Source organism: Deinococcus sp. Arct2-2, assembly GCF_004801315.1.
GTDB lineage: Bacteria > Deinococcota > Deinococci > Deinococcales > Deinococcaceae > Deinococcus.
This window is the reverse complement of record NZ_SSNW01000020.1, coordinates 22,844-48,970: the sequence shown is the minus strand read 5'-3', so window position 1 is coordinate 48,970 and position 26,127 is coordinate 22,844. Positions and strand designations below refer to the sequence as shown.

Here is a 26,127-nt window from a genome sequence, read left to right as displayed (position 1 = left end):
CCCTTAAGGGGAGCGCAAAAGCTTTTATCCCCCACCTTTAATGGGGGCGTTGCAGAGCAACGGGGGGGTTCACCTTCCAAGTCAGATTTGAGTCGCGTGTAAACCCCCCAGTCTGCTTCGCAGCCAGCCCCCTCAAGGGGAGCGCAAAAGCTCTTAAGTCCTCCCCTCTAAGGGGGGGCGTTGCGTCAGCAACGGGGGGGTTCACCTTCCAACTTCACCCAAACTTCAGCCCACCGTTACACCCTTCCAGAACGCCACCCGCCCAGCAATCTGCTTGGCGGCGTCTTTGGGGGCCGGGTAATACCACGCGGCGTCTTTGTTGGTCTGGCCGCCCACGCTGAGGCTGTAATAGCTGGCAACTCCTTTCCAAGGGCAAGTGGAGTGGGTAGGGCTGGCCTGCAACACGCCTTCCTGCACGCTGTCTAGGGGGAAATAATGGTTGCCTTCTACAACCACCGTATCGGCAGATTCGGCAATCACTTGACCATTCCATTCGGCCTTAATCATGGGAGACATGGTTTAGATTAAGCCACCCGCAAGGCCGCAAACCGTCAGGGAATTGACAGGTCGCCCTGTCGTAGTGTTCATTGAATACACACATGATCAAAATTCCGTCTGTTGGACGCTTCGGCGTGCTGTCAGCCATCACCTTGTCTTTGGCCCTCTCTTCGTGCGACCTGACTAAGCCGCCTGCGCCCGTAGACGCCCGCGACTGGCGCGACGAAGTGATCTACTTTGCGATGACAGACCGCTTTGTAAATGGAAGCGCCTCCAACGACCTTGGCCCGGCCCGCAATGCCGGAGACACCGCCGACAAGACCAATCCGCTGGGCTGGCACGGCGGCGACTTTGCTGGGCTGATGAGCAAGGTCAACGAGGGCTACTTCAACAAAATGGGCTTTACGGCCTTGTGGATTACGCCGGTGGTGCTGCAAGTTCCGGCCATTCCGGTGGGCGACGGCCCCAACGCGGGCAAACCGTTTGCGGGCTATCACGGGTACTGGGCCGAAGACTTTTTCCAGACCGACCCGCATTTCGGCACGCTGGCGGAATACAAATCGCTGATCGCCGCCGCGCACGCCAAAGGCCTGAAAGTGATTCAGGATGTGGTGGTGAACCACGCGGGCTACGGCTCCAAACTGGTGACCGACCACCCCGATTGGTTTAACACCAAAGCCGACTGCGACGCCGCCGCGCCCGCCGACAAGGTGACGGCCTGCGACCTCGCTGGACTGCCTGATTTCAAGCAGAGTGTGCCCGCCGTGACCGAGTACCTGAATAACTTCGTGACCTACTGGCGCGATCAGTCGGGCATAGACGGCCTGCGAATAGACACCATGAAGCATGTACCCGACGCCTACTGGAAGCAGTTCTTTGCAGCGGGCGGCGCGGGTGACCCGGCCAAGCTGTGGTCTGTGGGTGAAGTCTTCGACGGCAACCCAGCGTATCTGGCGCACTTTATGGACGACCTCGGCTCGCCCAGCGTGTTCGACTTTGCGCTGTATTACGCCATCAAAGACCAGCTGAGCAGCGCAGGCGGCGACCTCGGGCGCGTGGCCGACGTGTTCGCGCAGGACGGCGCGTACAAAGACGCTTCTCGCCTGACCACCTTTGTAGACAACCACGATGTGCGCCGCTTCGTGAGCGAAGTGACCGAGCGGGGCAGCAATGCAGCGCAGGCCGCCGAGCGTCTGGATACGGCCCTGAGCCTGATTTTCACTTCTCGTGGCACGCCCAGTGTGTATCAGGGCAGCGAAATCGCGCAGCCGGGGCAGGGCGACCCCTATAACTATCCGCTGGGACAAGGCAACCGCGAAGACATGAATTTTGGCGCACTGGCAAGCAGCCAACTCGATGAACGGCTGGCGGCCCTCGCCTCGGCCCGCAGCAAATACCGCGTGCTGACACGGGGCGCACAGCAGGAACTCTGGCGGCCCGATGGCGGCGCACCCATCTTGTCTTACCGCCGCGTGGCAACCGATGGCAAAGGTGGACAGCCCGTCGTGGTGGTCATCAACAACGGCGATACGGCGGTGGATCTGGCGACCCTCAGCGGAGGCGGAATCCCGCTCTTGGGCACCTTCAGCGGCTCCGCCCTGACTGAAATCACGGGCCGCGCCAATCCCCTGAGTGTCAGCAATGGCAAATTGGTGGGCGCCCTGCCGCCCCGCACCACGCTGGCACTCTCGGCCACAGCAGGCGGCGGCGCGGCGGGCAGTATCAACCCGGCCTTGCCCGAACTGAGCGCCCTGAATGCGCGTGCGGGCGACGGAGCCGTAGAACTGACGTGGACGCCCAGCACCCAGCCCCTCGTGACCGGATACCGCGTGTACGTGAAGACGGCGGGCGGCACAGAGCGGCTGCTGAACTTTGCCCCGCTACCCGCTACGCAAGCCCGCTACCTCGCCACAGGCGTTCGCAACGGCGAGGCCGCCTCCTTCCGGGTGGTTACGGTGGACAGCAACGGCGCGGAAAGCACAGGTTCCAGCGTGACCGCCACGCCCAGCGCCAGCAACACCGTCAAGGTCACCTTTACGGTAGACGCCCGCTCGCAGGGCAACGGCCCCATAGAACTGCGGCGCTTCGATACGGGCGCTCAGATCGAATACCCGATGACCCAAACCAGCCGGGGCCAGTGGAAAACCGACATCGATCTGCCCCTCTTCCGCGAAATTAAATTCAAATTCGGCAATGACGGCCCCGGCGCGAGGAACAGCGGCTACGAAGGGCCGGGGCAGGGAGACCGCGTGTATGTGACGGGCAGCACCACGACTCCTGCCAACACCTACAGCGGTACGTATGACTTTATCGATAAACCCGTGCCAGCGGTGATTGAAGGCAAAGTGACGGGTGCAGGCACGGCCCTTGCGGGCGCATTGGTAGAAGCCACCACCGCCGATCCCAACCTGAACTACGCCCTGACTTTCCCAGACGGCAGCTACACGCTGTTTGCGCCTGCTGGCCCCCACACGCTGAAAGCCAGCGCGGGCGGCTTCCTAGAGGCCACACGCGCCGCCACCGCACCCCAGACGGGCGCTGACCTGAATCTGGCCCGCGATGACCGCACCAAGTACGCCATAGACGGCAACCTGAGCGACTGGACGGCCCCCGCCGTGAAGCTGGACAGCCCCGCCGAGGGTGTGTTTGGCGCAGACAACAACTGGCTGACCTTGCAGGCCGACAGCGACGCGCAATACCTGTACTTGGCCTACACCTACCGCGTGTCGGGCAACAGCGGGATTCTATATCTGGACTATCAAGCGGGTGGCGCGGCGCAGGCCGACAACTTCGAAGCTTGGAAACGGGCGGCCATTTTTGGAGGCAGCATCAACGGCGTAGACGCCTTCGTGGCCCGCTACGAAAACCAGAGCGCCCAACTGCGCCGCGTGACCAGCGACACCGCCACGCCCGAAGTGAACACCGCCGACTATAAATACGCGGCGAGTGGAACCCTGCCCGCCCAAACGGTAGAACTGGCGATTCCGTGGGCCTCGTTGGGTCTGATCGGCAAACCTGCCGGGGGCGTCAACATCATGGGCGGCGTGTTCGGCGGAGACGGCTACGGCGCGGGCGACATCGTGCCGGATGCAGCCAGCACGCCAGCGGGGGCCAACACCATCGGCACCGATGCCCAGCAGCGTCGGGCGACGTTTACGCAGGGGCTGAAGCTGCCCTAAACAAGAGAACCATCAACAACACAATACGTAAAGCGGCGTTCCTGTTACCAAGAACGCCGCTTTCGTTTAGTGCCAGATTCAGCCCACGCGCACGCTTTCGCCCGCGTGTTCCTGCCCCCGCAGCAGGTCGGCCAGCACCGCCGCGCCGCGCACCACGCCGAGGCTAGGGCGGCTGAAGTGGGCGTTGGCGTCTACGGCCCAGACTTGACCACTTTGCACCGCCCGCAAGTCAGTTCGGGTGAGCAGGGTGCGGGCAAACTCGGTATTGTCGCCTAAGCCGTAACCGCAGCACATCACCACGATGATGTCTGGGTCTAGGGCGGCAACCTGGGGCCAAGTGGCGCGGCCAGAGTCGGTGCCTGCCGCGCCCAGCACGTTCACGCCGCCTGCCTGCTCCACCTGTTCGGGAACCCAGTGGCCCCCATAAAACGGCGGTTCCACCCATTCCAGCGTCAGCACTCGCGGGCTGTGCGGGGCCGGGATGATGGCCTGCCAGTCGCGCAGAGCGTCGGCGGCCAATTGCTCGCCCTTCTCCCCTACCCCGGCGGCCAGTGCCAATGCCCGCAGATCGTCCAAAATGCCCGCCACGCTGCGGCCCTCTAAGCTCAGGACGTGGGCGGCGGGCAGGCAACCGGGCAAGTAGCGCACGGCAGCGTCGATGGTTCCGGGCGTGACGGCGCACACTTCGCAGACGCCCTGCGTGACCACCAGATCGGGGTTCAGGCGGTCTAAGAGTTCCCCGTCGACTTGATACAGCGCCCGCCCCTCACGCACCGCCTCGCTGACGGCGCGGTCTATGTCGGCCTGCGGGGCATCGGGAGACACGATAGAGCGCGTGAGGACAGGCAGCCCCGCCGCGCCGGAATGGTCGCAGGAATGGCTGACGCCCACCACGCTTGCGCCCAAGCCCAAGTCGAACAGCAAGTCGGTGGCGCTGGGAAGCAGACTGACGATCTGGAGGCCGCTCATGCCCGCACTCCAACTCGGCTGGCCCACAGTTCTACCAACCCACGCAAGGTCAGGGTTTCGTCGTAGTGGTCTATTTCGCGGCAGATGCCTTCAATGGTGCGGGCAAAACCGCCTGTGGCGATGGCGACGGCGGGCGCAGACAACTCGGAGCGAATGCGGCGTAGCAGGCCGTCTACCATTTCGGCGTACCCGAACACGAGGCCCGATTGCAGCGCGTGGATGGTGTTTTTGCCGATGGCGCTCAGGGGCGCTTCGAGGGTAATCCGGGGCAATTTGGCGGCGCGGGAAAACAGGGCGTCGGCACTGACCTGTGCCCCAGTTGCCAACACACCACCGATAAAGCGCCGCCCACGCCCGATCACATCGAAGTTGGTGCTGGTACCAAAATCGACGACGACAGCGTATTCATGCGTGCCCAAATACTTTTCTGCGCCGAACAGGTTGCACAGGCGGTCTGCGCCCACCGCGTCGGGAATATCGAGTTCCACGCGCACATCAGGCAGGGCGGCGGCAGAGACTTCTAGGGCCGTGATGCCGAAATGCCGCTTCAGCGCCAACGCGTAATTCTGGCCCACTGGCGGCGCGACGCTACTCAGAACCGCCGCACGCGGCCCCGCCATTTCTGCGCCGCCGAGTCCTGCCAAATCGAACAGGCCGCGCAGTTGCAGGGCCAAATCGTCGGGCAACACGTCGCGGTTGGTGCGAACCCGCCAAGTGTGGGTCAGGTTCAGGCCTGCATCGGCCAAGCCCAGCACGGTGCTGGTGTTGCCGATATCCACGACCAGTAGCGGAAAAGCAGAAGCGGGAGCAGACTCTTGGGGCAGGGAGGCGGAGGCGGACACGTCCGGCATTGTACGGAGTTGGGCAGGTGGGTTGGAGGTAAGAGCGGGATGCGTAAGGGCGGTCTAAGGGTTGAGCGACTGAGGGTCTGAGGAAGGGCGAGGGCAATCGCTTCGCTCACTTCCCCCCTCCCGCTGCTTCACAGCGCCCTCCCCCGCAAGGGGAGAGGGAGAAACAGGCCCAAATCATCCCCGCCCAACTGCGTGTGAGGCCGTCGTGCGTGCAACGCGCGGGCCAATTCCATGTTTAGATGAACTGGCAATTCCGCTTCAAATGAGCGATTTCGCTGACTTAAAACGCGACAAGATCAATCCTCCTGAGCGGAGCGACCAACTCCCCTGACCCCTGTGGGGGCTGGGGGGTGGGGGAAGCCGTCTAAGCAATTCCAAACGCCGCTCCCTTCTCCCCAAAATTCAGCCTCAGCTAAAGCTGCCCAAGTCCAGCAGCACGCTATACGCACAGTTGCTGTCCGCCTCCGTCCTCAGCAGCAACTCCACCTTGTCGCTCGCGCCCACGCCCGCCTTCAGTGGTTCGAAGTAGTAGACCAAGGTTCCCTGCCACGTTCCCGCATCCTGCTTGAAATCGTTGACGAAGGTGGCCCGCACAGGCGCGATCATTTTGCCGTCGCTCCCTTTCAGACGCACGTTGTAGGCTTGCCGCGCCTTCTCGGTAGCTAAACCCTTCACGGCGATATCGACGCGCAATTGGCCGTCTGGCATGCGCTTGCTGGCAAGGTCGGCGGCCAAAGCGTCGGCGGCGGTCAGGTTGCCGAAGCCGTCGCGGGCGGCCTGCGCTTGAAAGTACAGTTGGTCGGCCTGACCGATGACCGTGATGGTCTGGGGGCGGCTTCCAGCGGCGAATTCGGTGGGGGCGGCCAGCCAGTCGGCCACGCATTTCTCACCGCCCGCAAAGGCAGTCACGGTTCCGGCAGCGAACTTGCCTTCCTTCACGGTCAGGTCAAGCGCCTGAAAAGTGGACACGGGATCGCGGCGGCCGTACGCGCCGTCTATGACGTTCTTGGCGGTCACTTCTTCCAACTTGGGCACCCACGCGAGGGCAGGAGCAGAAAGCAGGGCGGCGAGGGTCAGGGTCAACGACGTTTTCAGGGTGAGGTTAAGCATGATTGTTCTCCATTTAGCAGTGCTGGGATGACGGCCAACTGACGCTCTGGCACGGGTGTTTAATCGGAGCAGATGTTTGGTCAGAACAGGTGTTTGATCAGAATCAGGGCGCTTTGAGGTACACCACGCGGCAGGCCTGCCCCGCCGAACGGAACTGGGCGGCGGCGGCAGCGTCCAGCACGGCATCGGTGAACACCGTAGACCGGGGCGCGAGGCGGTTGGGCTGCACCCGGTTGGCCGTCAGGCGCGTGATGTTGGCAAAGTTGCCCAGCGCTCCCTCGTTGGTCACGTAGGTGTGCAGATTGCCCTCCTGCACCAGTTGGCTGCTGACGCCCCTGACCAGCGCCGCATCGGGCCAGATTTGCGTGCCGCCCGCGTCGTACACGAAGCTGGTCATGTCGCGCTGAAACTTGGGGAAGGCCCGGACATCCAGCACCACCGTGCAGTTCAGGGGCCGGGTTTCGGTACCGCCCGCCGCGCCTGTCCTGCCGCCTGCGCGGGCCACTTCCGCGCCGCCTTCTGCCGGGCCTGTGCCTGCGCTGGCCGCGCCTGCACCAGTTCCAGCGCCGGGGCGAGCGGCTCCCGTTTCGCCTGTCCCTGCTTGACCGGGGCCAGATTCACCTGTTCCATTTCCACCAGAGCCGGGACGAGACACCGCTGCCGTGTCACTGCCGCCTCCCCCAGCGGGTGCGGGTGTACGGCCTGCGTTGGGAGCCGCCGTTTCTGCCGCGCTGCCAGAAGGAGCGTTGCCAGAGGCGGGCCGGGTGCTGGGTGCAGCGTCGGGTGTGCCAGCGGGGGCCGAGGCTGCTGCGCCGGGGGTGCGGGCGGCAGGCGCGGCGGCTTCGGCTGTGCCAGCACCGTTGTTGCCAGAACCGCTTGCCGGTGTGCGGGCCGAGGCTCCCGGCGCTGCCGTTTCTGCTGGTGCGGCATTGGCGGGTGTCGCACGGGCTGCTGCGTCTGGGGCAGCACTTGCAGTGGCGCTGGGTGAGGTACGGGCAGGTGTGGTACTGGCAGGAGCCGCTGCCTCTGCCGCTGCTGGAGCGCGGGCAGCGGGCGCGGCGCTGGGCTGTCCTTGATTGGCTTGGGCCGGGGCCGCCGATGTGCGTGGGGCGGGCGTATCGGGTGTTTCTGCGGCGGGCGCGGTGCGTGTGGCAGGCGTGCGGGCGGCTGTGTTCACCGCTTCAGGGTTCACCGCTTCAGCCGTTGCCGCAGCGGGCGCGACTGCCCCGGCGCGTCCAGCTTCGGCTTGTGGGGTTACTGGAACGGGCATTCCCCGCGTGCCCACCGAGGTTTCCGGTGCAGCGGCCTGTGCAGCAGTCGAGGAAAGTGGCCGAGCCGGAATGCGGGCCACTGGGTTTTCTGGTAGGCCGCCGTCTTCCTGCGGGTTCGCGGCTGAAGTGGAGGTACGGGCCGGAGCCGCCTCACCGGGGTCAGGCGAATCGCTGCGGGCAGGCGCGGGAGTGGTTTGAGCGCTGGATTCAGGCGCAGGTGCCGTGCTGTCTCGCCGGGGCAAGGCCGACACCGTTTCGGGTTGCGGGCTGGAGGTGGGTGCGGCGCTAGCGGCCTCGGCGGGAAGTTCTGGGGCCGGGGCAGCCGCTTCGGTGCGGGCGGCTTCGGGTGCAGATTCGGGCGTTTGGGGGGCGGAACTTGGGTTGGGCTGCTCTGGATTGGTCTGTGCTGAATTGGCCTGTGCCGCATCGGTCTGCGCTGGATTGGCTTGCTCCGGCACAGGTTGGGCCGACTCAGCCTGACGTGGAATGGCCGCCACGGGTTCGCTGACTGCGGATTCTGTCTGTGCTTGGGCCTGCGCTGCCGGGGCCGCTTGAGGCTGAGCTGCTTGAGCCACCGGAGCTGGAGCCGCTGGCGCTGAATTGGACGGCGCGGCAGCAGCCGGGGACGCGGCGGGCACAGCACTCCCGGCTTGCGGGGCGGATTGTCCGGCTGGGGCAGAAGCGGCGGGTGTGGGCTGTGTAGCAGGCGTGGCTGGCCGAGCGGCGGGAGTGGGCGCGGCAGGCGCAGGCCGAGGCTGAGCCGCTTGGGTTTGGGCCGCCTGAGGCTGAGGAGCTTGGGCCACTGGAGGCCGTGCCGCCTGAACCTGCGCCCGCACTGCACTTTGCCGCGCCTGCTCACGTTGCTGTGCCTGTTGTCGCGCTTGTTGTTGGGCTTGCCTTGCCTGCTGCTGCGGGGGCGTCAGCGTGGCGGTGGGCGTGGACGGCAACTCGTCCGGCGGCGGCGCGAGGGTCAGCACTTCCATCGGGGCGCGGCTGAGATCGGGGGCGGTGGCACGGTTGTCGGCGGCGGGCGCGGTGGGGCGCAGGGCCAACAATCCGGCCAGCAGCGCCACATGCAGGGCCACCGTGGCAGCCACCGCACGCACCCGCTCGCGCTGTTCGGGACTGGCGAGCGGGCGGGGCGGCGGGACTCCGGGCAAGACAGTCATGCCCTCAATTTCCCTTGCGCGTGCCCAGCGCCAAACGTTCGCCGCCCGCCTGCTTGATCGCGTCCATCACGCGAACCACTGTGCCGTAATTGCCGCGCTCATCGGCCCGCAGGCCCACCACGCCGCCCGACGTTTTCAGGAGCGGTTTCAGGCCCGCGCCCAACTTGGTCAGAGTCGTTTCTTTGCCGTTCAAAAAGAGCTTTCCGGCCCGGTCTACGCTGACAATTGGCAGGGCGGGCGTTTCCTGCACGGTGGTACTGGCACGCGGCAGGTCAAGCGGCAAGGCGTTTTGGCGTGCGCCGAGGCTGCTGGTGAGGAAAAAGAAGATCAGCAGCAGCAGCACCACATCGACCATTGGGGCAAAGTCGAAGGTCACGCCGTCTCCCCCTTCCCGAAATCGGCGGCGCAGGGCTGGCCGGGTCATCCCCGTACCGTTCCCACAGGAAGGCTGTCGAAGGACAAGGCCACTTCGGGCAAGGCGTCAGATGTGGGCCGGAAGTTACCCCCTACAGCCAGCGGGCGAGACAGCCACGAGGGCAATTCCTCGCGCACCCGCTCGGCCTGCACCGCGATCCGGTCTGCGCGGGCACGCAGGGCGTTGCGGGCCACATAGGCCACGATAGCCACCACAAGGCCGCCTGCCGTGTTCACGAGCGCCTCGCTGATGCCTGTGGCGAGTTGCGCGGGCGTAGGCGCAGCCGTGGTGCTGAAGACCAAGAACGAGCGCACCATGCCGATGACCGTGCCCAGCAACCCCAGCAGTGGGGCCACCTGCGCCGCCGTGCCCAGCGCACTCAGGCCCGCGTACAGGCGCGCATCTTCGGCCAACAGTGTGGCGTTCATGGCGGCGAGGCTGGCGTCTGGCCCCCGGTCAGCGCGGAGCAGTCCGGCCCGCAGCACGTTGGCGGCGGGGCTGGCCCGCAACTCGGTGGCGCGGTCTACTTCGGCCAACGCGGAGGCTGGCCCACTTTCGGCGGTGACGGCGCGGGCACGCTCGATCAGGGCGGAGGCGTCGCGCCCCAGCCGGGACAACGCTTGTGCGCGGGCAGCCGCCAAATACACCACGTACACCGACAGCGCCAGCAGCACCCACAGCAGCAGCCCAGCGTTCCGGAGAAGTTCAAGAAAGGTCATGTGTATCACGGGTAGCACGTAGGCGCGTGGCAAGCGTGAAAATAGGCTGCGGCGCACTCATAAATCCCGTTTGGCCCATGAAGGAACAGCCCAAAAATTAGCCTTTTCAGGAGGCTTGAATCCACACTAAACTACTCGACTTTCCATCCCCAGACGGGTAGAATGGGCCTGTAAGTAGGAATCATTCTCAAGAAGGGTTCTTCCAGTTCACGCCGCACCACTGCCATTTCAGCAGCAAGGAGATTCATGACCGACCAGAGCAGCCCCGTACCGTATCAGATCGAAATCCGCAACCTTCACGCCAGCGTAGGCGACATGCCCATTCTCAAGGGCATCAACCTGATTATTCCGCGTGGCGAGTTGCACGCCGTGATGGGGCCGAACGGCAACGGCAAAAGCACCCTCGCCAAAGTCATCGTGGGCGACCCCGAATACACCGTGACCGAAGGCGAAGTGTTGGTGGACGGCGTGAACATTCTGGAGATGGAACCCGACGAACGCGCCCGCCTCGGCCTGTTTTTGGCCTTCCAGTATCCCGTAGAAATTCCCGGCGTCACCATCGCCAACTTCCTGCGCCTTGCGATGCAGGCCCGCAAAGCCGAGGGCGAAGAAGTGAGCTTCAGCGAGTTTTACGGCAAATTGCTGGCCGCTCTGAAGGTGCTGGAATGGGACGAGAGCATCGTGGAACGCTACCTGAACGCGGGCTTTTCCGGCGGCGAAAAGAAGCGCAACGAAATTTTGCAAATGCTGATGCTCGATCCGACCTACATCATCATGGACGAAACCGATTCGGGACTGGATGTAGACGCCCTGAAGATCGTCGCCAAAGGCGTGAACTCCATGCGCGGCCCCGGCCTCGGCGGTCTGATCATCACCCACTACCAACGCCTGCTGGATTACATCGTGCCTGACCGCGTTCACATCATCGTAGACGGCAAAGTCGTGCAATCGGGCGGCCCCGAACTGGCCAAGAAGCTGGACAGCGAAGGCTACGACTGGGTGAAGGAATTGGCGCTGGCGTAAGCCTATACACAGGCACAGGAGGTTGTATGACTGCTTATTCGCTCAAATACGCCCAAGAGAATCTGGAACGCATCGCCAAAGAATCTGTCGCCAGTGATCAGGCCACATACATTACGCTCGATTCTGGAGAGTCTGTTGTCATTGTTTCGAGCGAACGCTACGAATCATGGTGTGAGACAGATTATCTGTTGGGAAATCCAGCCAACCGTGCTCATCTTCTTGCCTCTATCGAGCAATACAGTCAAGGCAAAGTGGTTCGCAAGACGATGGAAGAGCTAGAGCATATGCAACCGTGAATCTGACGTTCACTCCGAAAGGTTGGGCAGATTACCTCTTGCCTAAGTCCAATGAGCCAAAACTCGTCAGGAAACTGCACCGTCTGTTGGATGAATGCATCCGCACACCTTTTGAGGGCAGCGGCAAACCCGAAGCACTGAAATATGAACTGACGGGCTTCTGGTCACGCCGCATCACCGACGAACACCGCCTCGTTTATGCCATAGATGACGACGCCATTACAGTGATCAGCTGCCGCCTGCATTACGAGCTTTAAGGAGCAATCATGACCATTAATCCTGAAGTCAATGACATCAACAACGGCTATGAATATGGCTGGAGCAATCCCGAACGCTACGCCGTCAAAGCCCCTAAGGGCCTGAGCCGCGAAGTGGTTGAAATGATCAGCCGCACCAAAGACGAGCCGCAGTGGATGCTGGATTTCCGCCTCAAGGCACTGGAAATCTTTTACAGCAAGCCGATGCCCACGTGGGGCGCAGACCTCAGCGGCCTGAACCTTGACGAGATTTACTACTACATCAAGCCCGAAGGCATGAACGCCCGCTCGTGGGACGACGTGCCAGACGACGTGAAGAAGACCTTTGAGCGCCTAGGCATTCCCGAAGCCGAGCGGGCCATGTTGGCAGGCGTAGGCGCACAGTACGAGTCGGAAATGGTGTACCACAACCTTAAGGAAGAGTGGGAAAAGCTGGGCGTGGTCTTCCTGAGCATTGAAGACGGCCTGAAGCAGTACCCCGACTTGTTCCGCGAGCATTTCGCCACCATCGTGCCGCCGGAAGACAACAAGTTTGCGGCCATCAACAGCGCCGTGTGGTCTGGTGGCTCCTTCGTGTACGTGCCCAAGGGCGTGAAGGTAGACATCCCCTTGCAGACCTACTTCCGTATCAACGCGGAAAGCAGCGGCCAGTTCGAGCGCACGCTGATCATCATTGATGAAGGCGCACAGGCCCACTACATCGAGGGCTGCACGGCCCCCGCCTACAACTCCGATTCCTTCCACTCCGGCGTGATTGAAATCGTGGTGAAGGAAGGCGCACGCTTCCGCTACTCCACCATTCAGAACTGGAGCCACAACGTCTACAACCTCGTGACGCAGCGGGCCGCCGTGTACGGGCATGGCGTGATGGAATGGGTGGACGGCAACCTCGGCAGCAAGGTGACCATGAAGTACCCCGCCTGCTACTTGCTGGAAGAAGGCGCACGCGGCGAAGTGCTGAGCATCGCCATGGCCGGACGCGGGCAGCATCAGGACGCAGGCGCGAAGATCGTGCATTTTGCGGCCAACACCAGCGGCAGCATCGTCTCCAAGTCCATCTCTAAGGATTCGGGCCGCAGCTCTTACCGTGGACTCGTGAAGATCTACGAAGGCGCACGCAACGCCAAGACCAACGTGGAATGCGACGCCCTCTTGCTGGACGAAGAAGCCCGCACGGACACCTACCCTTACATTGAAATCGAGGAAAAGACTGCCCGCGTGGGCCACGAAGCCACCGTGAGCAAGATCAACGACGAGCAGATTCTGTACCTGCAAAGCCGTGGACTCAGCAAGGATCAGGCAGCAGGCCTCATCGTGCGCGGTTTCATCGAACCGATTGCTAAAGAGTTGCCTCTTGAGTACGCCGTTGAGTTGAACCGCTTGATCGAGCTGGAGATGGAAGGCAGCGTCGGCTGAGTTAATGAAAAAGGCCGCCCAGTGGGGGAAGGTGGAAAACGGCGCAAGCATTGGCAAGATTGGCACCTATGGCGGAATAATCGTCAAAGATGAACATCTTGGCAATGACGCCCGGATTACCCTCGAACTGAAGGACGGCCAGTTCTATGTGATGGCAACCAGCTTTTTTGGTTCTGCACTTCACACCACTCAGCATTCGGATATCGACAAAGCTAACACACTTTTTGAGGAAGTTCGGGGCAATATTGACGAAACTTTCGCAGATTTTCCGGCGACTTCCTCTTTCGATTGGCCGATTGTTTCTCTTGCGACTTCCCTTCACTACACTTGGGCCGATATTTGCAACGGTTGGCATCTGCTTCAATCACCTACTCTTAGTGTAATTCAGGAGCGGATGCCGCCAGATACAGCGGAAATCAAGCATAAGCATTCGTGGGTGCGCCAATTTTTCTATGTCCTAAGCGGTGAACTGACGCTTAAATTAGAGGGCGAAGTTTTCAAGCTAGGGCCGCAGCAGGGGTTAGAGATTGTGCCGGGACGAGTACATCAAGCGCGGAATGAGAGTGATGGGCCAGTCGAATTTCTAGTTATCTCAGACGGTATTTCACGAGAAACCCCGTTTAGGGCCTGAAACGCCGCCTTCATCGGTGTTCGCGCTAAATGAGGTTTTTGACTAAGCTGGGTAGAGTTCATGGGCAACGCGGTCTGGGCGGTAGAAAAGCAGCAATTGACGTTTGAGGCGAATTCCAAAGATTCTACGTCCAGCACGAGAAAAACAAGCCCTAAACGGGGTGAGAAGATAGACAAAACACTTAGGAGTCCACTTGAAACTCAACCACATTAATTTAGGCGTAACAGATGTTCCCGTCGCCGTAGAAATCTTTGAGCGTTACTTCGGCTTAAAGCAGTCGGACGGCATGCCGCGTAATGACAACATGACTTTTCTGCGCGACGACGATGGCTCTTTGATCTCTGTCTTCAAAAGCAAAGACGTGTCTTATCCCAAAGTCTTCCATATAGGCTTTTTGCAGGACACGCCCGAGCAAGTGCGGGCCATCTACGCCGAACTGACAGCGGGCGGCTACCAGATTCCCGGCCCCAGCGAGAATCACGGACGCCTGACCTTCTATTTCAATACACCGTTCGGCGTAATTGTCGAAGTCGAATCGTTTTTCGCATAACCAATGCCTTTTCTGGCTTGTCGTGCTGCTTTATAGGAGAATCAATGACCCAAACTCCCACAACACAGTCCCCCTTTACCACCGAACTGCTTGCAGCGGGCGGCCCCGATTGGCTGACCACCAAGCGCCGTGAAAGCCTAGACCTGTTTAATACGCTGGAAGTGCCGCATGAAGGCGTAGAAGCGTGGAAATACACGCAAGTCACTGTGGATTTCAATGAACTCAGGCCTCACGGTAAGCGCGAAGTCGTGGCCGATGTCGCCTCGTTGCCTGCCAGTGTGCAGGAGCGCCTCAACGGAACCGATGTAGGCGCATTCCTCGTGCTGGACGGCCCAGATGTGGTGTACCGCACCGAGTTGCCCGCCGAACTGGTGGCCAAAGGCGTGATCTTCACAGACCTGAAAACCGCCGTGGAGCAGCACGCCGACAAGGTACAGCAGTACCTCTACAGCGTGGTGCCCGCCGAAGTGCCCGACGACACTACCATCGCCGCGCCCGGCACCACGCCCAGCAAGTCGCCTGACCCCAGCGAGGGCAAATTCAGTGCGCTGGCGGCGGCCCTGTGGACAAACGGCGCGTTCGTGTACGTGCCACGCGGCGTAGAAGTGGAGTTACCGCTGGGTTCGTTCCGCGTGATGAGCGAGGCCGGAACCTACACGGCCACCCGTACCCTCGTGGTGGCCGAAGCCAACAGCAGCGTGACCTTTATCGACGAGCAGGATAGCGAAGACCTGCCCGGCACCTACGCGATTGGCGCGGTGGAACTCGTCGTGGGCGACGGCGCTCGCCTGCGCTACGTGTCTATTCAAAACTGGGGCAAAGGCGTAACGCACATTCAGCGGCAACGCGGCGACGTGGGCAAAGACGCCACCCTGAACAGCCTAGTCGTCACGATGGGTGGGACGCTGAGCCGCACCGAAATGCAGAGCTACCTGCGCGGCCAAGGCAGCGATTCCGAGATGCTGGCGCTGTACTTTGCCAACGACGATCAGCACTTCGATCACTACACCTTGCAGCACCATGCCGCCGCCAACGCGCACAGCGACCTGCTGTACAAAGGCGTGGGCGACGATTCCTCGGTGGGCGTCTTTTCAGGCATGATCAAGGTGGACTTGCACGCCCAGAAAACCGACGCCTATCAGAAGCACCGCACCCTGATGCTGTCCAGCGACGCCCGCAATTACAGCGTGCCACAGCTGGAAATCAACGCCAACGATGTGCGCTGCTCGCACGGTAGCACCACCGGGCCAGTCGATCAGGAGCAACTGTTTTTCCTGAAATCTCGCGGCATTCGGGAAGAGCAGGCCGAAAAGATGTTGGTCACGGCCTTCCTTGAAGACGTGCTGACCCGTGTACCCCTGAGGAGTGTCGTTGCCTATATTGAAGGCATCATTGCCAAGAAAGTCGGCGCAGCTTAAGATCTAACTTAGCCGCCCGAGCAGTCAGCGTCCGGAATCGGGCTGACTGCTTTTCTTTGGCCTCTACACGGAATGTCGAATTCTCTACAAAGTGAGTTGTATACAAATGGAGGAGCGGCATGAACAAATCGAGATTGGAAGCATTTTCAGACGGCGTCCTCGCCATCATCATTACGATCATGGTGTTGGAACTGAGGATTCCGGAAGGGCATGAATGGAATGACGTACAAGTGCTGTGGCCCAAATTTCTAAGCTACGCCATCAGCTTCGTCTACGTAGGCATCTACTGGAACAACCACCATCATCTCTTGCAAACCGTCAAGAGAGTCAACGGCGGTATTCTCTGGGCCAATCTGCATCTGCTGTTCTGGCTATCGCTGTTTCCGTTTGTTTCCGGCTGGGCAGGCGAAAGCCATTTTGCCGCCAATCCTATGACGGCTTACGGCTTTGTGGCCCTCATGTGCGGCGCTGCTTATACCCTGCTGGTGGCCGCTATCGTCAAAGCCGATCCTCAAAACCATTTATTACAAGAAGCGACAGGCGGCACGGGGGACAGAAAAGGGATTTTGTCTGTCATTGCCTACATCATTGCTACGGTTGCGCCCCTTATAGGTCAGGGCGGCGTGATTCTCTCCGGTTTCCTGCTCGTTGCGGTGGCCCTGATGTGGCTGATTCCAGACCCACGCATCGAGCGGATTTTGCAAGACGCAGAAGTGCAGAGAAGGAGCTGACAGGCCATGTCAATCTGCTTTTCCAAACGTTCTCAACGCTGAATTAGGCCTCTGGGTGCTGCTTTCCCGGTAATACGGATGAATTCCCAAACTGCGTGCGCCGCAATTCTTCCATCTTGATGTCGTTTCGCCCTTGCCGCTTGGCGGCATACATAGCAGCGTCGGCGCGGGTCAGGATGTCATCGGGGTGATCGCCGGAGCGGGCGGTGGCAACCCCAAAACTGGCGGTCAGGCCGTCCACTGCGCCGTACCGCTGTTCGCGGAGTTGGGCACGTAACAGGTCAAGCATGGCCCGGACTTCCAAGGAAGGCAACGGCGGCAACACCAACAAAAACTCCTCGCCGCCCCAGCGGGCCGCCAACCCCTTGGAGGGCAACTGGCTGCGGGCCGCACTAGAAACGCCCTTCAGCACCAAGTCGCCTGTGGCGTGGCCGTGCTGATCGTTGACCGCCTTGAAGTGATCGAGGTCGAACAACACCAGCGTAAACGGCTCTTGGCGGGCGTACAACGCGGCCAGATGCTCCTCAGCGGCGCGGCGGTTGGCCAGACCCGTGAGGGCGTCGGTATAGGCGGCGGCGCGGGCGGCCAACAGTTGCATGCGCTGAAAGCTGAAGGTGGCTTGCACGGCCACCATGACGCCGCCCACCAACAAAAACTGCGCCACCGCACCCACCAAGCGGGGATTTGGCCCCGTTTGCAGCATGGTGTACAGGTGATACCCACTGATCAGGGCCGACGCCCCAAACAGGCCGCACGCCACCAACACGGCGCGGCGAGCCGGAAAGGTCAAGAAAGCGGCGGCGTACAAGACGGCAAACCAGTAGGTATTTTCGCTCAGAACTGTAAAAATCGGCACGAAGACCCGGAACTGCTGATGGAGCGCCAGCAAAAAATAGACCGAGGTGGCGACGTAGATAATCCGGAAGGCCAAGCTGAGGCTGATGCGGCGCAGGGTCAGCGACACATCCAGCACCAGCAACGTCAAGGCCAGCAGCGGCAAAGCCACTTTATCCAGCGGATCGAAGTTTGGGGCCTGCACCCACAACGCCGCACTCACACCCAGCGTGCCCAGCAGTGTCAGAACCAAGAACATCCGGCGCTGCGTCAGCATCCAGCGTTCGCCCTCAGAGGCGGGTACGCGGCGGCGCGACTTCATAGGCCACCAGCCAGAGCGGGGCGTGACACAGTCTGGCGGCGGCTAGCGAAACGGTTCAAGGCGGCCTCTAGTATAGCTGGAGATGACGTCTTAAGATTTATACAATCCAAGTCACCAAGTTCACCGTCTTCATCTTTAGGGTGGTTGCTAAGGTAATTTCTAAGATGATTGTAAAGGATGACCGTAACTAGACACTTAAAGTGAGAGCAGATTAGAAACTATGTAACAATCCCTACTTAGCTTGCCACTTCATGATGAACCCGGCAGCGGGCCTCATAGCTTTCTTGTGCGCCCACCAATACCACCGGATCGTCGAAGCGGGCGGGGCGGTCGCCTATAAGCCGCTGAGAGCGCGTAGCCGGAGCGCCGCAGACCGTACAGATGGCGGTCAGTTTTTCTACACTTTCGGCGCGGGCCAGCAGTTCAGACATAGGGCCAAAAGGTTCGGCGCGGAAATCGAGGTCTAATCCTGCCAGAATCACGCGCACGCCCTGACCCGCGAGTTCCAGCGCAAGGGGCACCAGATCGGTGCCGAAAAACTGTACTTCGTCTATGCCCACCACATCGGGCAGCACGCCACCGGGCAGGCCCAGCAAGGTTGCTTCACTGCCGCCGTCCAGCGCCAAATTACTGCGAATACCCGCCGCATCGCGCACGGCCACGGCGTCTACGGTGCGCCCCGCGTGGCTCGCCACTGCCGACAGGTGATAGCGGTCATCGAGGAGGGGCTTGAAGACCCTGACCCGCTGCCGAGCAATAACGGCCCGCGTGACGCGGCGAATCAGTTCTTCGCTTTTGCCGCTGAACATGGGGCCGACGATGACCTCTAGGTGGCCGCCGTGATAGGGAGACTTGAGCACGGGGCCAAGTATAGGGGGCGCTGTGGGCCGGGGGTGGTGGGTAGATCGTGGAACGTGGGAAAAGCGTAGGTGGGCAGAACGATCAGGGTTTTCGGTTCTGAAGTTTGGCAACACTCCTAAAGATTCATTTCACATCTCCACGATCCATGATCCACGATCCACGATCCACGATCCACGATCCACTCACCGTTTTCTTACTTCTGCACGATCCACTTGTTCAGCAATTTCTGATATTCCCCATTGGCCTTCAGCTTGGCAAGAGTGCGGTTGGCAGCGGCGGCCAAATCGCTATTTTTGGCGAACACCATCCCGTAATCTTCAGCGGCCAAGTCTTTACCTGCCTGTGCAAACTGCCCCGGCAACCGCTTTTGCAAGTCGGTCACGGTGGGCGCGTCTCCGATCAGGGCGGCGATTCGGCCTGCACGCACGTCGGCCAGTCCGGCAGCAAAGTCGTCATAGACCTTCAGCACCGCGCCTTTAGGCTTCAGCACTTCGCCTGCCACGTATTGCCCGGTGGTGTTGGCCTGCACGCCTATAGTTTTGCCCTTCACATCGGCGGGCCAAGCGAACTTGCTGGGATTGCCGCCCCGCACGATAAACACCTGTGCGCTACGGTAGTACGGCTGGCTGAAGCTAACCACTTTAGCTCGTTCTGGGGTGATAGTAATGGCGCTCATGGCCATATCCACGCGCTCCGACGTGACCGATTGCGGCATCAGCGCCCCGAAGCCCACCGCCCGAATCTCCAACTTGACGCCCAGATCGCGGGCCACCGCGCGGGCAATATCGACGTCGAAACCCTGAATCTGGCCGTCCGGCCCCTTGAATTCGAAGGGAGTGAAGGTGGGATCGGTGCCCAGCACCAGCACGCCCTTGGCCTTGACTTGCGCGACTGTGGCGGCCACAGCAGATGAGGACAGGAGCAGGGCCGACAGCAGCAAGGCGGGTTTCATGGCTTCAGAATAAGCCCGCACCACACAGGCGGTACGCTGCACACATGGACAGCCCCGCGCCCTTGCTTTGGCCCGCGCCCAGCGACTTTGTGCACGGCGAACCTGTGCCGCCGCCCGCCCAGTGGACTCGGCCCGGTGTAGTCATGACCTTCAATTTGGAATGTCCGGGCTGCGTCTCTCGCGGAATTCCGTTTCTGAAGCGCCTGAACGCCGAATTTGGGGAGCGGGCAGAAGTATTGGCGCTTCATACCAGCTTCGGCCACCGCCTGCTAGAGCGTGAGGATGTAGAGCCGACGCTGATCCGTTTTGCCCAAAACTTTGCCCGCCTGCCTTTCCCGGTGGCGCTGGATGTGAGCGGTGACTTGGCCCGTGCTTGGCATACCGAGGGCACGCCACACACGCTGGCTTTTGCAGCAGGCGGCGAACTGCTCCGCAGCGTGTACGGCAGTCAGGAAAATGCCCAGACGCGGCTTTGGTATTTGTTGGAAGAACAGGTGCAGTTCCGCTAATACGCCAGTAAAAGAGAGTCCTACACATGTGTTTTCCCCTCTCCACTTGTGGGAGAGGGGCGCTGCGAAGCAGCGGGGTGAGGGGGCGTGCGAGTGGCCTACCTGCACCCTGTCAAGAATTCTATTCGGTATAAGCGTTGCAGCGTGTCGGTGTGGAAGGGCGTCTAAGGGTCTGAAAAGTACCTAACGCTTGCAGCCTGACCCCTGCGCTGGCTGGCCGCAACTACGTCACTCTCTGACGCACTCTTGAGAGACAATGACCGCGTGACTTCCTCTGGAACTTTCTCGCAGCCTACCCGCCAAGTCCGCCTCCATACCCTGCTTTCGCTGAGTGCTGCCGATGCCCTCGGCGCGGCCACCGAATTTAAGACGCCCGACGCGATCCGCTCCCATTACGGCGACACGTTTACCGATTACCAGCCCGGCAGCGTGTTCGGCTTTGCCCCCGGCGAGGCCACTGACGACAGCCAAATGGTGGCGGCAACCTTGCTGGGATATGCCAAACAGCAAGGGCTGGAAGGCGTACTGGCGGGCCTGCAAGACTGGATCGCCACTGGCCCGCCCGATGTGGGCAACCTGACCCGCGACGCGCTGCGAAAAAGAGGGCTGGACGGCGGCGCACGCGCTTGGGCTGGCAGCAATTTTCAGAGTGCAGGTAACGGCGGCCTGATGCGAATTGCGGCGGTCTGGATTGCGGGGTATACCGAAGAAGCGTTAGCCCAGGAATCGGCGTTGGTGACGGCCCTCACGCACGCCGACCCCCGCTGCGTCCATGCCAGTGTCTTTTTTACGGCATTTTTGGACGCCCTGCACGCGGGCGCGGACTACACCGACGCAGCAGAACTGGCCCTGAAGGTGATGGACAATCTGGACGCCCGCGCCGTGCTGCTGGAGCGCGATATTTTCACGGTGAACGGCATGGACGCCAACGCCGCCTTTCACGCCCAAGACCGCGACGCCCGCTCCCAGGTTCGCGCCCGTGTACGCGACGGCTTGGCGGGCAAAATACACTCTCAGAGCGGCTACGTACTGGATACCCTGCAAGCGGCAGTGGCCCACGCCCGCGCCGAAACGTGGCAGGCCTGCGTAGAACCCGCCGTGCTGATGGGCGACGACAGCGATACGGTGGCCTGCGTGGTGGGCGCAATTGCCGGGGCGCGTGGCCTAGCCGTGCCGCCCCATCTGCTGCCTCCGCTGCGGCTGGGTCACACTTGGGCAAGTTGGCAACGCGAGTGGAGTTGTGTGGAGCGGTTTGAAGACCTTCTGAAGTCATGACCGACGCAGATTTTGTGGCACTCGTGAGGCTGAATCCAGTCAATGCAGCGATTCTAGACCGCCTAGCGCAACTGGAACCATTCGCGCCGCAAGTTCATCTGGTGGCCGGGGCGCTGTTTCAGGCGGTGTGGAATGTGCGGAGTGGGCAGGCACCGCAAGCGGGCATCCGTGATTACGACTTGTTTTATTGGCACCCCGACACCAGCTATGAGGCCGAAGACGCCGTGATTGGCCGGGCCGCCGACCTGTTCGCTGACCTCGGAGTGCGAATTGAGGTCAGGAATCAGGCCCGCGTCCACCTGTGGTTCAGAGAAAAGTATGGGCTGCATCGCCCGCCGCTGACCAGTGCCCGCGACGGTGTGTTGCAATTTTTGGTGGAATGCACCTGTGTGGGCATCGACGCGGCGGGCGAACTGTACGCTCCGTATGGCCTGCACGATCTGGCGGCAGGCATGCTGCGGCGCAATCCTCTCAACCACACCCCCGACCTGTACGCGGCCAAAGCCGACGATTACCGCCAGCGTTGGCCTTGGCTGCGGGAGGCCGAGTCCAAGAGGCCGAGTCTCAGCCCGGATGACGTGAATCGGCAAAGCTCTGCTGGGCGCTGAAATCTCCGCGCAGTTTCTCGTATTGGCCGTCCCCTTGCAGTTCCCACGAGCCGCGTGTATCGGCCCATTCGGTATTCAGAATGCGGAGGAACTGATCGCGGTGGGTGTCGTCCAGCACAGGAGCGATCACTTCTACGCGGCGGTCTAGGTTACGGCTCATCCAGTCGGCACTGCCGAAATACACTTCGGGCTGGCCTGCGTTGCCGAAGGCGTAAATGCGGGCATGTTCCAGATAACGCCCCAGCAGACTGCGGACGCGAATGGTTTCCGACAGGCCCGGCAAGCCCGGACGCAGGCAGCACACGCCGCGCAAGATCAGTTCAATTCGCACGCCTGCGCCCGCCGCCCGGTACAGCGCTTCGATCATGCCGGGGTCGGTCAGTTGGTTCACCTTGATTCGCGCCCAAGCCTCATGTCCGGCGCGGGCGTGTTCGGCTTCACGGTCAAGCAGCATCTCAAAACCGCTGCGGGCGGTATCGGGGGCCACCAACAGGTGCGTGTATTCGGCCTCGGCGTACCCCGTCAGGTGATTAAATAGCTCGGCAATGTCGGCCCCCAGATTCGGGTCGGCGCTGAGCAGGCTCAGGTCGGTGTAGAGGCGGGCGGTTTTGGGGTTGTAGTTTCCGGTGCCCACATGCACGTAGCGCCGCAATCCGCCTTCCTCGCGCCGCACGATCATGGTCACTTTGGCGTGCGTTTTCAGGCCCGCCATGCCGTACACCACATGCGCCCCGGCCCGCTCCAGCTTGCGTGCCCAACTGATATTGCGCTGCTCGTCAAAGCGGGCCTTCAGTTCGATCAGGGCCACCACCTGTTTGCCGTTTTCGGCGGCGGTGCGGAGTGCACCCAAGAGGCGCGGATCGTCACCCGTGCGGTAAAGGGTCTGCTTGATCGCCAACACCTGCGGGTCACGCGACGCCTCTTCCAAAAAGTTCAGCACGTTGGAAAAACTGTCGTAGGGGTGGTGCAGCACCACGTCGCCCCGGCGGATGGTATCGAACATGCCGCCTTCCTCGTCGCCGTCCAGATCGGGTACGGCGGGAATGAAGTCGGGGAAGGCCAGATCGGGGCGCTTGACGGGCAAGAACATCAGGTCAGCCGTTCCCAGCGGGCCTTCCAGCATAAAAATGTCTTTGTGATCGAGCCTCAGCCGCTCCTGCAAAAAGGTGATGATCTCGGCGGGCGTCTCGCGCATCATCTCTAGGCGCACCGCAGACCCGAACCGGCGGCGGCGCAGGCCGTCCTCAATGGTGGCGAGCAGGTCTTCGGCTTCTTCTTCCTCGAACTCGTAGTCGGTGTTGCGGGTCACGCGGAACACGTGCGCGGCCAGCACGTTGCGGCCCTTAAACAGTTCCCCGATGTGCGCGGCGATCACGTCTTCCAGCAGCAGCAGAGCGTCGCCAATCGGCACGATGCGGGGTAGCACGCCCACTGGAATCTTCACGCGGGCGAAATCGGGGTCTTCGCCCTCTCCGGAATCCAGCAGCACAGCCAGATTCAGGCTCAGGTTGCTGAGGTACGGAAACGGGTGGCTGGGATCGACGACCAGCGGCGTCAGCACCGGCTGAATCTCGGAGAGGTAATGCTCGCGCAGTTGCGCCCGCGCCCGCTTGCCCAGTTCCGGTACGCGCACCAACCGCACGCCCTCGGCAGCCAGATCACGCAGCGTTTTGCGGGCGGCCTTCTCTATTTCGCGCAACATGGTATGCGTCCGGTCTCGCACGATATCCAGCGTCTCACGCGGAGACAGTCCATCGGGGCCGGGGGTCTGCACGCCCGCCGCAATTTGGCGGTGTACGCCTGCCACGCGCACCATAAAAAACTCGTCGAGGTTGCTGCCGCAAATGGCCGCGTACTTCAGGCGCTCTAGCGGCGGGTTGCGTTTGTCGCGGGCTTCCGAGAGAACGCGCTCGTTGAAGGCCAGCCAAGACAACTCGCGGTTAAGCAACTGGCTGTCGGTGTTGGCTACCGTGGACATCGTGCGAATCGCGGCGGCCAGCGTGTCGGGCGCGGCTCCAGTGTTGGCTGCCTTCTTCTTGCCTGCACGTGTGCTGCGGCCCTTCTTGGCGGGGGCATCGGCATTCAGGGCGGCAGTGGTGCTGGCGGGGGCAGTGGCAGGGTTGGCAGTCGCGGAATCGGCGGACACAGTTCTCTCTCCTCGGTAGGCGGCGCACCTCTTGACAAGGCGGCACGCACAAGACAGGCTCAACAAAATCACAGCCGCGTCAACACGGCGTCAGTTGCGTGTGCTGAGCGTAGCAGAGGAAGGATGAAAAAACGCGCAGCAGGCTAAAAAGAGCCGTCTGCGCGGAGGGAAGATAGAGGGTGGGTCAGGTTGGGGAATTGCGTGATAGCAAGGCAGAGTCAACATAACCAACGTTGAGGACTTGCCAAGCGCGACACAATCAATCTATGAGTGGGTTTTTACCGCCCCGCTCTACAAATTTGCGGAACAGAGCGATCAGTTGGGTAAGTGAGTTGGCCCCGCCAAACGCATTGAATTTAAAATCTTCACATCTGACTCCAAACCCGTCTGTATCAATATCACCCACGGTATAAAACGGGAAAGAAATATTCTCAAGGTCTGTGTCATAGAGATCAACTTGAATATGCCAGCCGGGGTTATCAGTAGTTTGAATTTTGATCCCTTGCTGATGTTCCCAGTCTCCATCACAGTTGTCCGCGAACCAATTGGCCAAATACTCCGTATCTTCAATAGTCATTTTGCGTTTTCACATAGCGTTCGGCGGCAACACTGCCAAATGATTGTAAATCCAAGAAGCATCGACACCATCTCTCCTCTAACAAAAAAGGACGGCAACACCCACCCTCGCCGTCCTCCCTTACCCGTTTTGTCTTTACACCCGCCGCAGCAACAGCGCCGCGTTTTGCCCACCGAAGGCGAACGAGTTGCTCAGGGCGTATTCCACTTGCGTTTGCCGCGCCCCGTCTGGGATGTAATCCAAGTCCAGCGCCGGGTCTTCATCGCCCGCGAGGTTGATGGTGGGGGGCAAAATGCCGTCTTTGAGGGCCTGCGCTACCGCGATAGCTTCGATAGCTCCCGCCGCGCCCAGCAAATGCCCGGTCATGGATTTGGTGGATGACACGGCCAACTTGTGGGCATGATCACCAAACACGGCCTTGATGCCCTGCGTTTCGTGGAGGTCATTAAAGTGCGTGCTGGTGCCGTGCGCGTTGATGTAGCCCACCTGATCGGGGTTCACGCCCGCCGTAGCGAGGGCCATACGCATCGCCACCTGTGCGCCGCGTCCTTCGGGGGCAGGCATGGTGATGTGGTGCGCGTCGGCGCTGGTGCCGTAGCCCACGACTTCGGCGTAGATGGTGGCTCCGCGTGCCTTGGCCTTCTCGTACTCTTCCAAAATAACCACGCCCGCGCCTTCGCCCAGCACGAATCCGTCACGGCTGGCGGCAAAAGGACGGCTGGCCGTTTGGGGATCGTCGTTGCGGGTGCTGAGCGCCTTCATGTTGGAGAATCCGCCGATGGCGATGGGCGTAATCGCTGCTTCGGAGCCGCCCGCGATCATCACGTCGGCCAATCCAAGCTGGATGTAGCGGGCTGCGTCGCCAATGGCTCCGGTTCCGGTGGCGCAGGCCGTGACCACCGTGCTGCTTGGCCCGGTGGCCCCAAACCGCATAGACACATGCCCGGAGGCCATATTGGCAATCATCATGGGAATAAACATGGGGCTGATCCGGCCTGCCCCGCGTTCCACGAGGACACGCGACTGGTCTTCAAAGGTTTTCACGCCACCGATGCCGCTGCCCAGCAGAGTTCCGGTGCGTTCGCCGCGCAGTTCTTCGGCAGTCAGGCCACTGTCGGCAACGGCGAGGTCAGCGCCCGCCAAAGCCAAATGCACGTACCTGTCCATCTTGCGGGCCTCGCGTGGGTCTACGTAGGCGTCTAAACTGTCGTTCACCTCGCCTGCAATCTTGCTGGCTGTGCTGGACGCATCAAAATGGGTAATCAGGCCAATGCCGCTCTTGCCCGCCCGCTGCGCCTCGGCGTAAGCTGCCGCGCCTAGTCCAATGGGTGTCACTGGCCCCAGCCCCGTAATGACCACTCGTCTTAAACCCGTAATTGCCATGCTGTACCTCCGAAATCGGGGGCCAGCCGAGGCCCCAGCCTGTGTAACCTGCTCTAAGTCTCGCCCTGACGTGTTGCCCTACAACAGCGGGCGGGAAACGGCTTTCACCGCGCCCGCCCTGCCCGCCTGCACTCCAGATCAACCCGCCATCTGAAAC

26 protein-coding genes are annotated in these 26,127 nt (G+C 61.4%); 13 read left to right on the top strand and 13 right to left on the bottom strand.

The genetic code is table 11. The features are described 5' to 3' along the window. Window positions 1-225: 225 nt before the first annotated feature. Window positions 226-504: a DUF427 domain-containing protein gene (locus tag E7T06_RS10450; RefSeq protein WP_205750887.1), complete on the bottom strand. Its 279-nt coding sequence runs from the start codon at window positions 502-504 to the stop codon at window positions 226-228. Between the two features lie 95 nt (window positions 505-599). Here E7T06_RS10450 and E7T06_RS10445 point away from each other — a divergent pair, with 95 nt between their 5' ends. Next, complete coding sequence (locus tag E7T06_RS10445; protein WP_136365735.1) at window positions 600-3,677, top strand: alpha-amylase family glycosyl hydrolase; 3,078 nt, start codon at window positions 600-602, stop codon at window positions 3,675-3,677. Window positions 3,678-3,755: 78 nt separating this feature from the next. Here the strand turns inward: E7T06_RS10445 and E7T06_RS10440 are convergent, their stop codons facing one another. The 6 genes from E7T06_RS10440 to E7T06_RS10415 form a co-directional block, all read right to left on the bottom strand. Beyond that, complete coding sequence (locus E7T06_RS10440) at window positions 3,756-4,646, bottom strand: cobalamin-binding protein (protein ID WP_136365734.1); 891 nt, start codon at window positions 4,644-4,646, stop codon at window positions 3,756-3,758. Beyond that, the gene (locus tag E7T06_RS10435; protein WP_136365733.1) at window positions 4,643-5,497 is read right to left on the bottom strand and encodes a type III pantothenate kinase; all 855 of its coding nucleotides are present in this window, start codon (window positions 5,495-5,497) and stop codon (window positions 4,643-4,645) included. Before E7T06_RS10435 ends, E7T06_RS10440 begins: the two co-directional genes overlap by 4 nt. Window positions 5,498-5,905: 408 nt before the next feature. Further along, window positions 5,906-6,607: a hypothetical protein gene (locus tag E7T06_RS10430; protein WP_136365732.1), complete on the bottom strand. Its 702-nt coding sequence runs from the start codon at window positions 6,605-6,607 to the stop codon at window positions 5,906-5,908. Window positions 6,608-6,710: 103 nt separating this feature from the next. After that, complete coding sequence (locus E7T06_RS10425) at window positions 6,711-9,047, bottom strand: hypothetical protein (RefSeq protein WP_136365731.1); 2,337 nt, start codon at window positions 9,045-9,047, stop codon at window positions 6,711-6,713. Between the two features lie 4 nt (window positions 9,048-9,051). Next, window positions 9,052-9,471 (bottom strand): biopolymer transporter ExbD, encoded by a 420-nt coding sequence (locus E7T06_RS10420; RefSeq protein ID WP_136365730.1) that lies wholly within the window; start codon window positions 9,469-9,471, stop codon window positions 9,052-9,054. Further along, a complete protein-coding gene (locus tag E7T06_RS10415; protein WP_136365729.1) occupies window positions 9,468-10,181 on the bottom strand; it encodes a MotA/TolQ/ExbB proton channel family protein in 714 nt (237 codons plus the stop codon). The genes E7T06_RS10420 and E7T06_RS10415 overlap by 4 nt, the downstream gene beginning before the upstream one ends. A gap of 246 nt (window positions 10,182-10,427) precedes the next feature. Between E7T06_RS10415 and sufC the strand changes: the two genes are divergently transcribed. From sufC to E7T06_RS10375, 8 genes are all read left to right on the top strand, one after another. Next, window positions 10,428-11,204, top strand: a complete 777-nt coding sequence (gene sufC / locus E7T06_RS10410; RefSeq protein WP_136365728.1) for a Fe-S cluster assembly ATPase SufC — start codon at window positions 10,428-10,430, stop codon at window positions 11,202-11,204. Between the two features lie 26 nt (window positions 11,205-11,230). Further along, a complete protein-coding gene (locus E7T06_RS10405) occupies window positions 11,231-11,500 on the top strand; it encodes a type II toxin-antitoxin system Phd/YefM family antitoxin (RefSeq protein ID WP_136365727.1) in 270 nt (89 codons plus the stop codon). Beyond that, window positions 11,497-11,757, top strand: coding sequence for a Txe/YoeB family addiction module toxin (locus tag E7T06_RS10400; RefSeq protein ID WP_136365726.1), 261 nt, complete (start codon window positions 11,497-11,499; stop codon window positions 11,755-11,757). Before E7T06_RS10405 ends, E7T06_RS10400 begins: the two co-directional genes overlap by 4 nt. A 9-nt stretch (window positions 11,758-11,766) precedes the next feature. After that, window positions 11,767-13,173, top strand: coding sequence for a Fe-S cluster assembly protein SufB (sufB, locus tag E7T06_RS10395; protein ID WP_136365725.1), 1,407 nt, complete (start codon window positions 11,767-11,769; stop codon window positions 13,171-13,173). Between the two features lie 4 nt (window positions 13,174-13,177). Continuing rightward, window positions 13,178-13,804, top strand: a complete 627-nt coding sequence (locus E7T06_RS21750; RefSeq protein WP_240740962.1) for a cupin domain-containing protein — start codon at window positions 13,178-13,180, stop codon at window positions 13,802-13,804. 193 nt (window positions 13,805-13,997) lie between these two features. After that, window positions 13,998-14,354, top strand: a complete 357-nt coding sequence (locus E7T06_RS10385; protein ID WP_136365724.1) for a VOC family protein — start codon at window positions 13,998-14,000, stop codon at window positions 14,352-14,354. 44 nt (window positions 14,355-14,398) lie between these two features. Further along, the gene (sufD, locus tag E7T06_RS10380) at window positions 14,399-15,772 is read left to right on the top strand and encodes a Fe-S cluster assembly protein SufD (RefSeq protein WP_136365723.1); all 1,374 of its coding nucleotides are present in this window, start codon (window positions 14,399-14,401) and stop codon (window positions 15,770-15,772) included. A gap of 119 nt (window positions 15,773-15,891) precedes the next feature. Further along, window positions 15,892-16,503, top strand: coding sequence for a TMEM175 family protein (locus tag E7T06_RS10375; RefSeq protein ID WP_136365722.1), 612 nt, complete (start codon window positions 15,892-15,894; stop codon window positions 16,501-16,503). Between the two features lie 43 nt (window positions 16,504-16,546). Here E7T06_RS10375 and E7T06_RS10370 read toward each other — a convergent pair whose 3' ends face one another. From E7T06_RS10370 to E7T06_RS10360, 3 genes are all read right to left on the bottom strand, one after another. Beyond that, complete coding sequence (locus E7T06_RS10370) at window positions 16,547-17,659, bottom strand: GGDEF domain-containing protein (protein ID WP_240740961.1); 1,113 nt, start codon at window positions 17,657-17,659, stop codon at window positions 16,547-16,549. A gap of 236 nt (window positions 17,660-17,895) precedes the next feature. Next, complete coding sequence (locus E7T06_RS10365) at window positions 17,896-18,519, bottom strand: thymidine kinase (protein ID WP_136365721.1); 624 nt, start codon at window positions 18,517-18,519, stop codon at window positions 17,896-17,898. 194 nt (window positions 18,520-18,713) lie between these two features. Further along, window positions 18,714-19,472, bottom strand: a complete 759-nt coding sequence (locus E7T06_RS10360) for an ABC transporter substrate-binding protein (protein ID WP_136365720.1) — start codon at window positions 19,470-19,472, stop codon at window positions 18,714-18,716. Window positions 19,473-19,516: 44 nt separating this feature from the next. On the opposite strand from E7T06_RS10360, the gene E7T06_RS10355 reads away from it, so the two are divergent. The 3 genes from E7T06_RS10355 to E7T06_RS10345 all read left to right on the top strand — a co-directional run bounded on the left by E7T06_RS10355 (window position 19,517) and on the right by E7T06_RS10345 (window position 21,864). Further along, window positions 19,517-19,981, top strand: coding sequence for a TlpA family protein disulfide reductase (locus E7T06_RS10355; RefSeq protein WP_168733472.1), 465 nt, complete (start codon window positions 19,517-19,519; stop codon window positions 19,979-19,981). Between the two features lie 264 nt (window positions 19,982-20,245). Next, window positions 20,246-21,256 (top strand): ADP-ribosylglycohydrolase family protein, encoded by a 1,011-nt coding sequence (locus E7T06_RS10350; RefSeq protein WP_240740960.1) that lies wholly within the window; start codon window positions 20,246-20,248, stop codon window positions 21,254-21,256. After that, a complete protein-coding gene (locus E7T06_RS10345; RefSeq protein WP_136365719.1) occupies window positions 21,253-21,864 on the top strand; it encodes a nucleotidyltransferase family protein in 612 nt (203 codons plus the stop codon). The genes E7T06_RS10350 and E7T06_RS10345 overlap by 4 nt, the downstream gene beginning before the upstream one ends. On the opposite strand, the gene ppk1 is transcribed toward E7T06_RS10345, so the two are convergent. The 3 genes from ppk1 to fabF form a co-directional block, all read right to left on the bottom strand. Beyond that, window positions 21,821-23,842, bottom strand: a complete 2,022-nt coding sequence (gene ppk1, locus E7T06_RS10340) for a polyphosphate kinase 1 (RefSeq protein WP_205750883.1) — start codon at window positions 23,840-23,842, stop codon at window positions 21,821-21,823. The two genes, E7T06_RS10345 and ppk1, sit on opposite strands and share 44 nt — an antisense overlap. Before the next feature lie 427 nt (window positions 23,843-24,269). Beyond that, complete coding sequence (locus tag E7T06_RS10335) at window positions 24,270-24,587, bottom strand: immunity 53 family protein (protein ID WP_205750881.1); 318 nt, start codon at window positions 24,585-24,587, stop codon at window positions 24,270-24,272. Window positions 24,588-24,722: 135 nt separating this feature from the next. After that, window positions 24,723-25,970 (bottom strand): beta-ketoacyl-ACP synthase II, encoded by a 1,248-nt coding sequence (fabF, locus tag E7T06_RS10330; RefSeq protein WP_136365717.1) that lies wholly within the window; start codon window positions 25,968-25,970, stop codon window positions 24,723-24,725. Here fabF and E7T06_RS21210 point away from each other — a divergent pair. Beyond that, on the top strand, window positions 25,969-26,124 hold the full coding sequence (locus E7T06_RS21210) for a hypothetical protein (RefSeq protein ID WP_168733471.1): 156 nt from the start codon (window positions 25,969-25,971) through the stop codon (window positions 26,122-26,124). The two genes, fabF and E7T06_RS21210, sit on opposite strands and share 2 nt — an antisense overlap. Window positions 26,125-26,127: the final 3 nt, after the last annotated feature.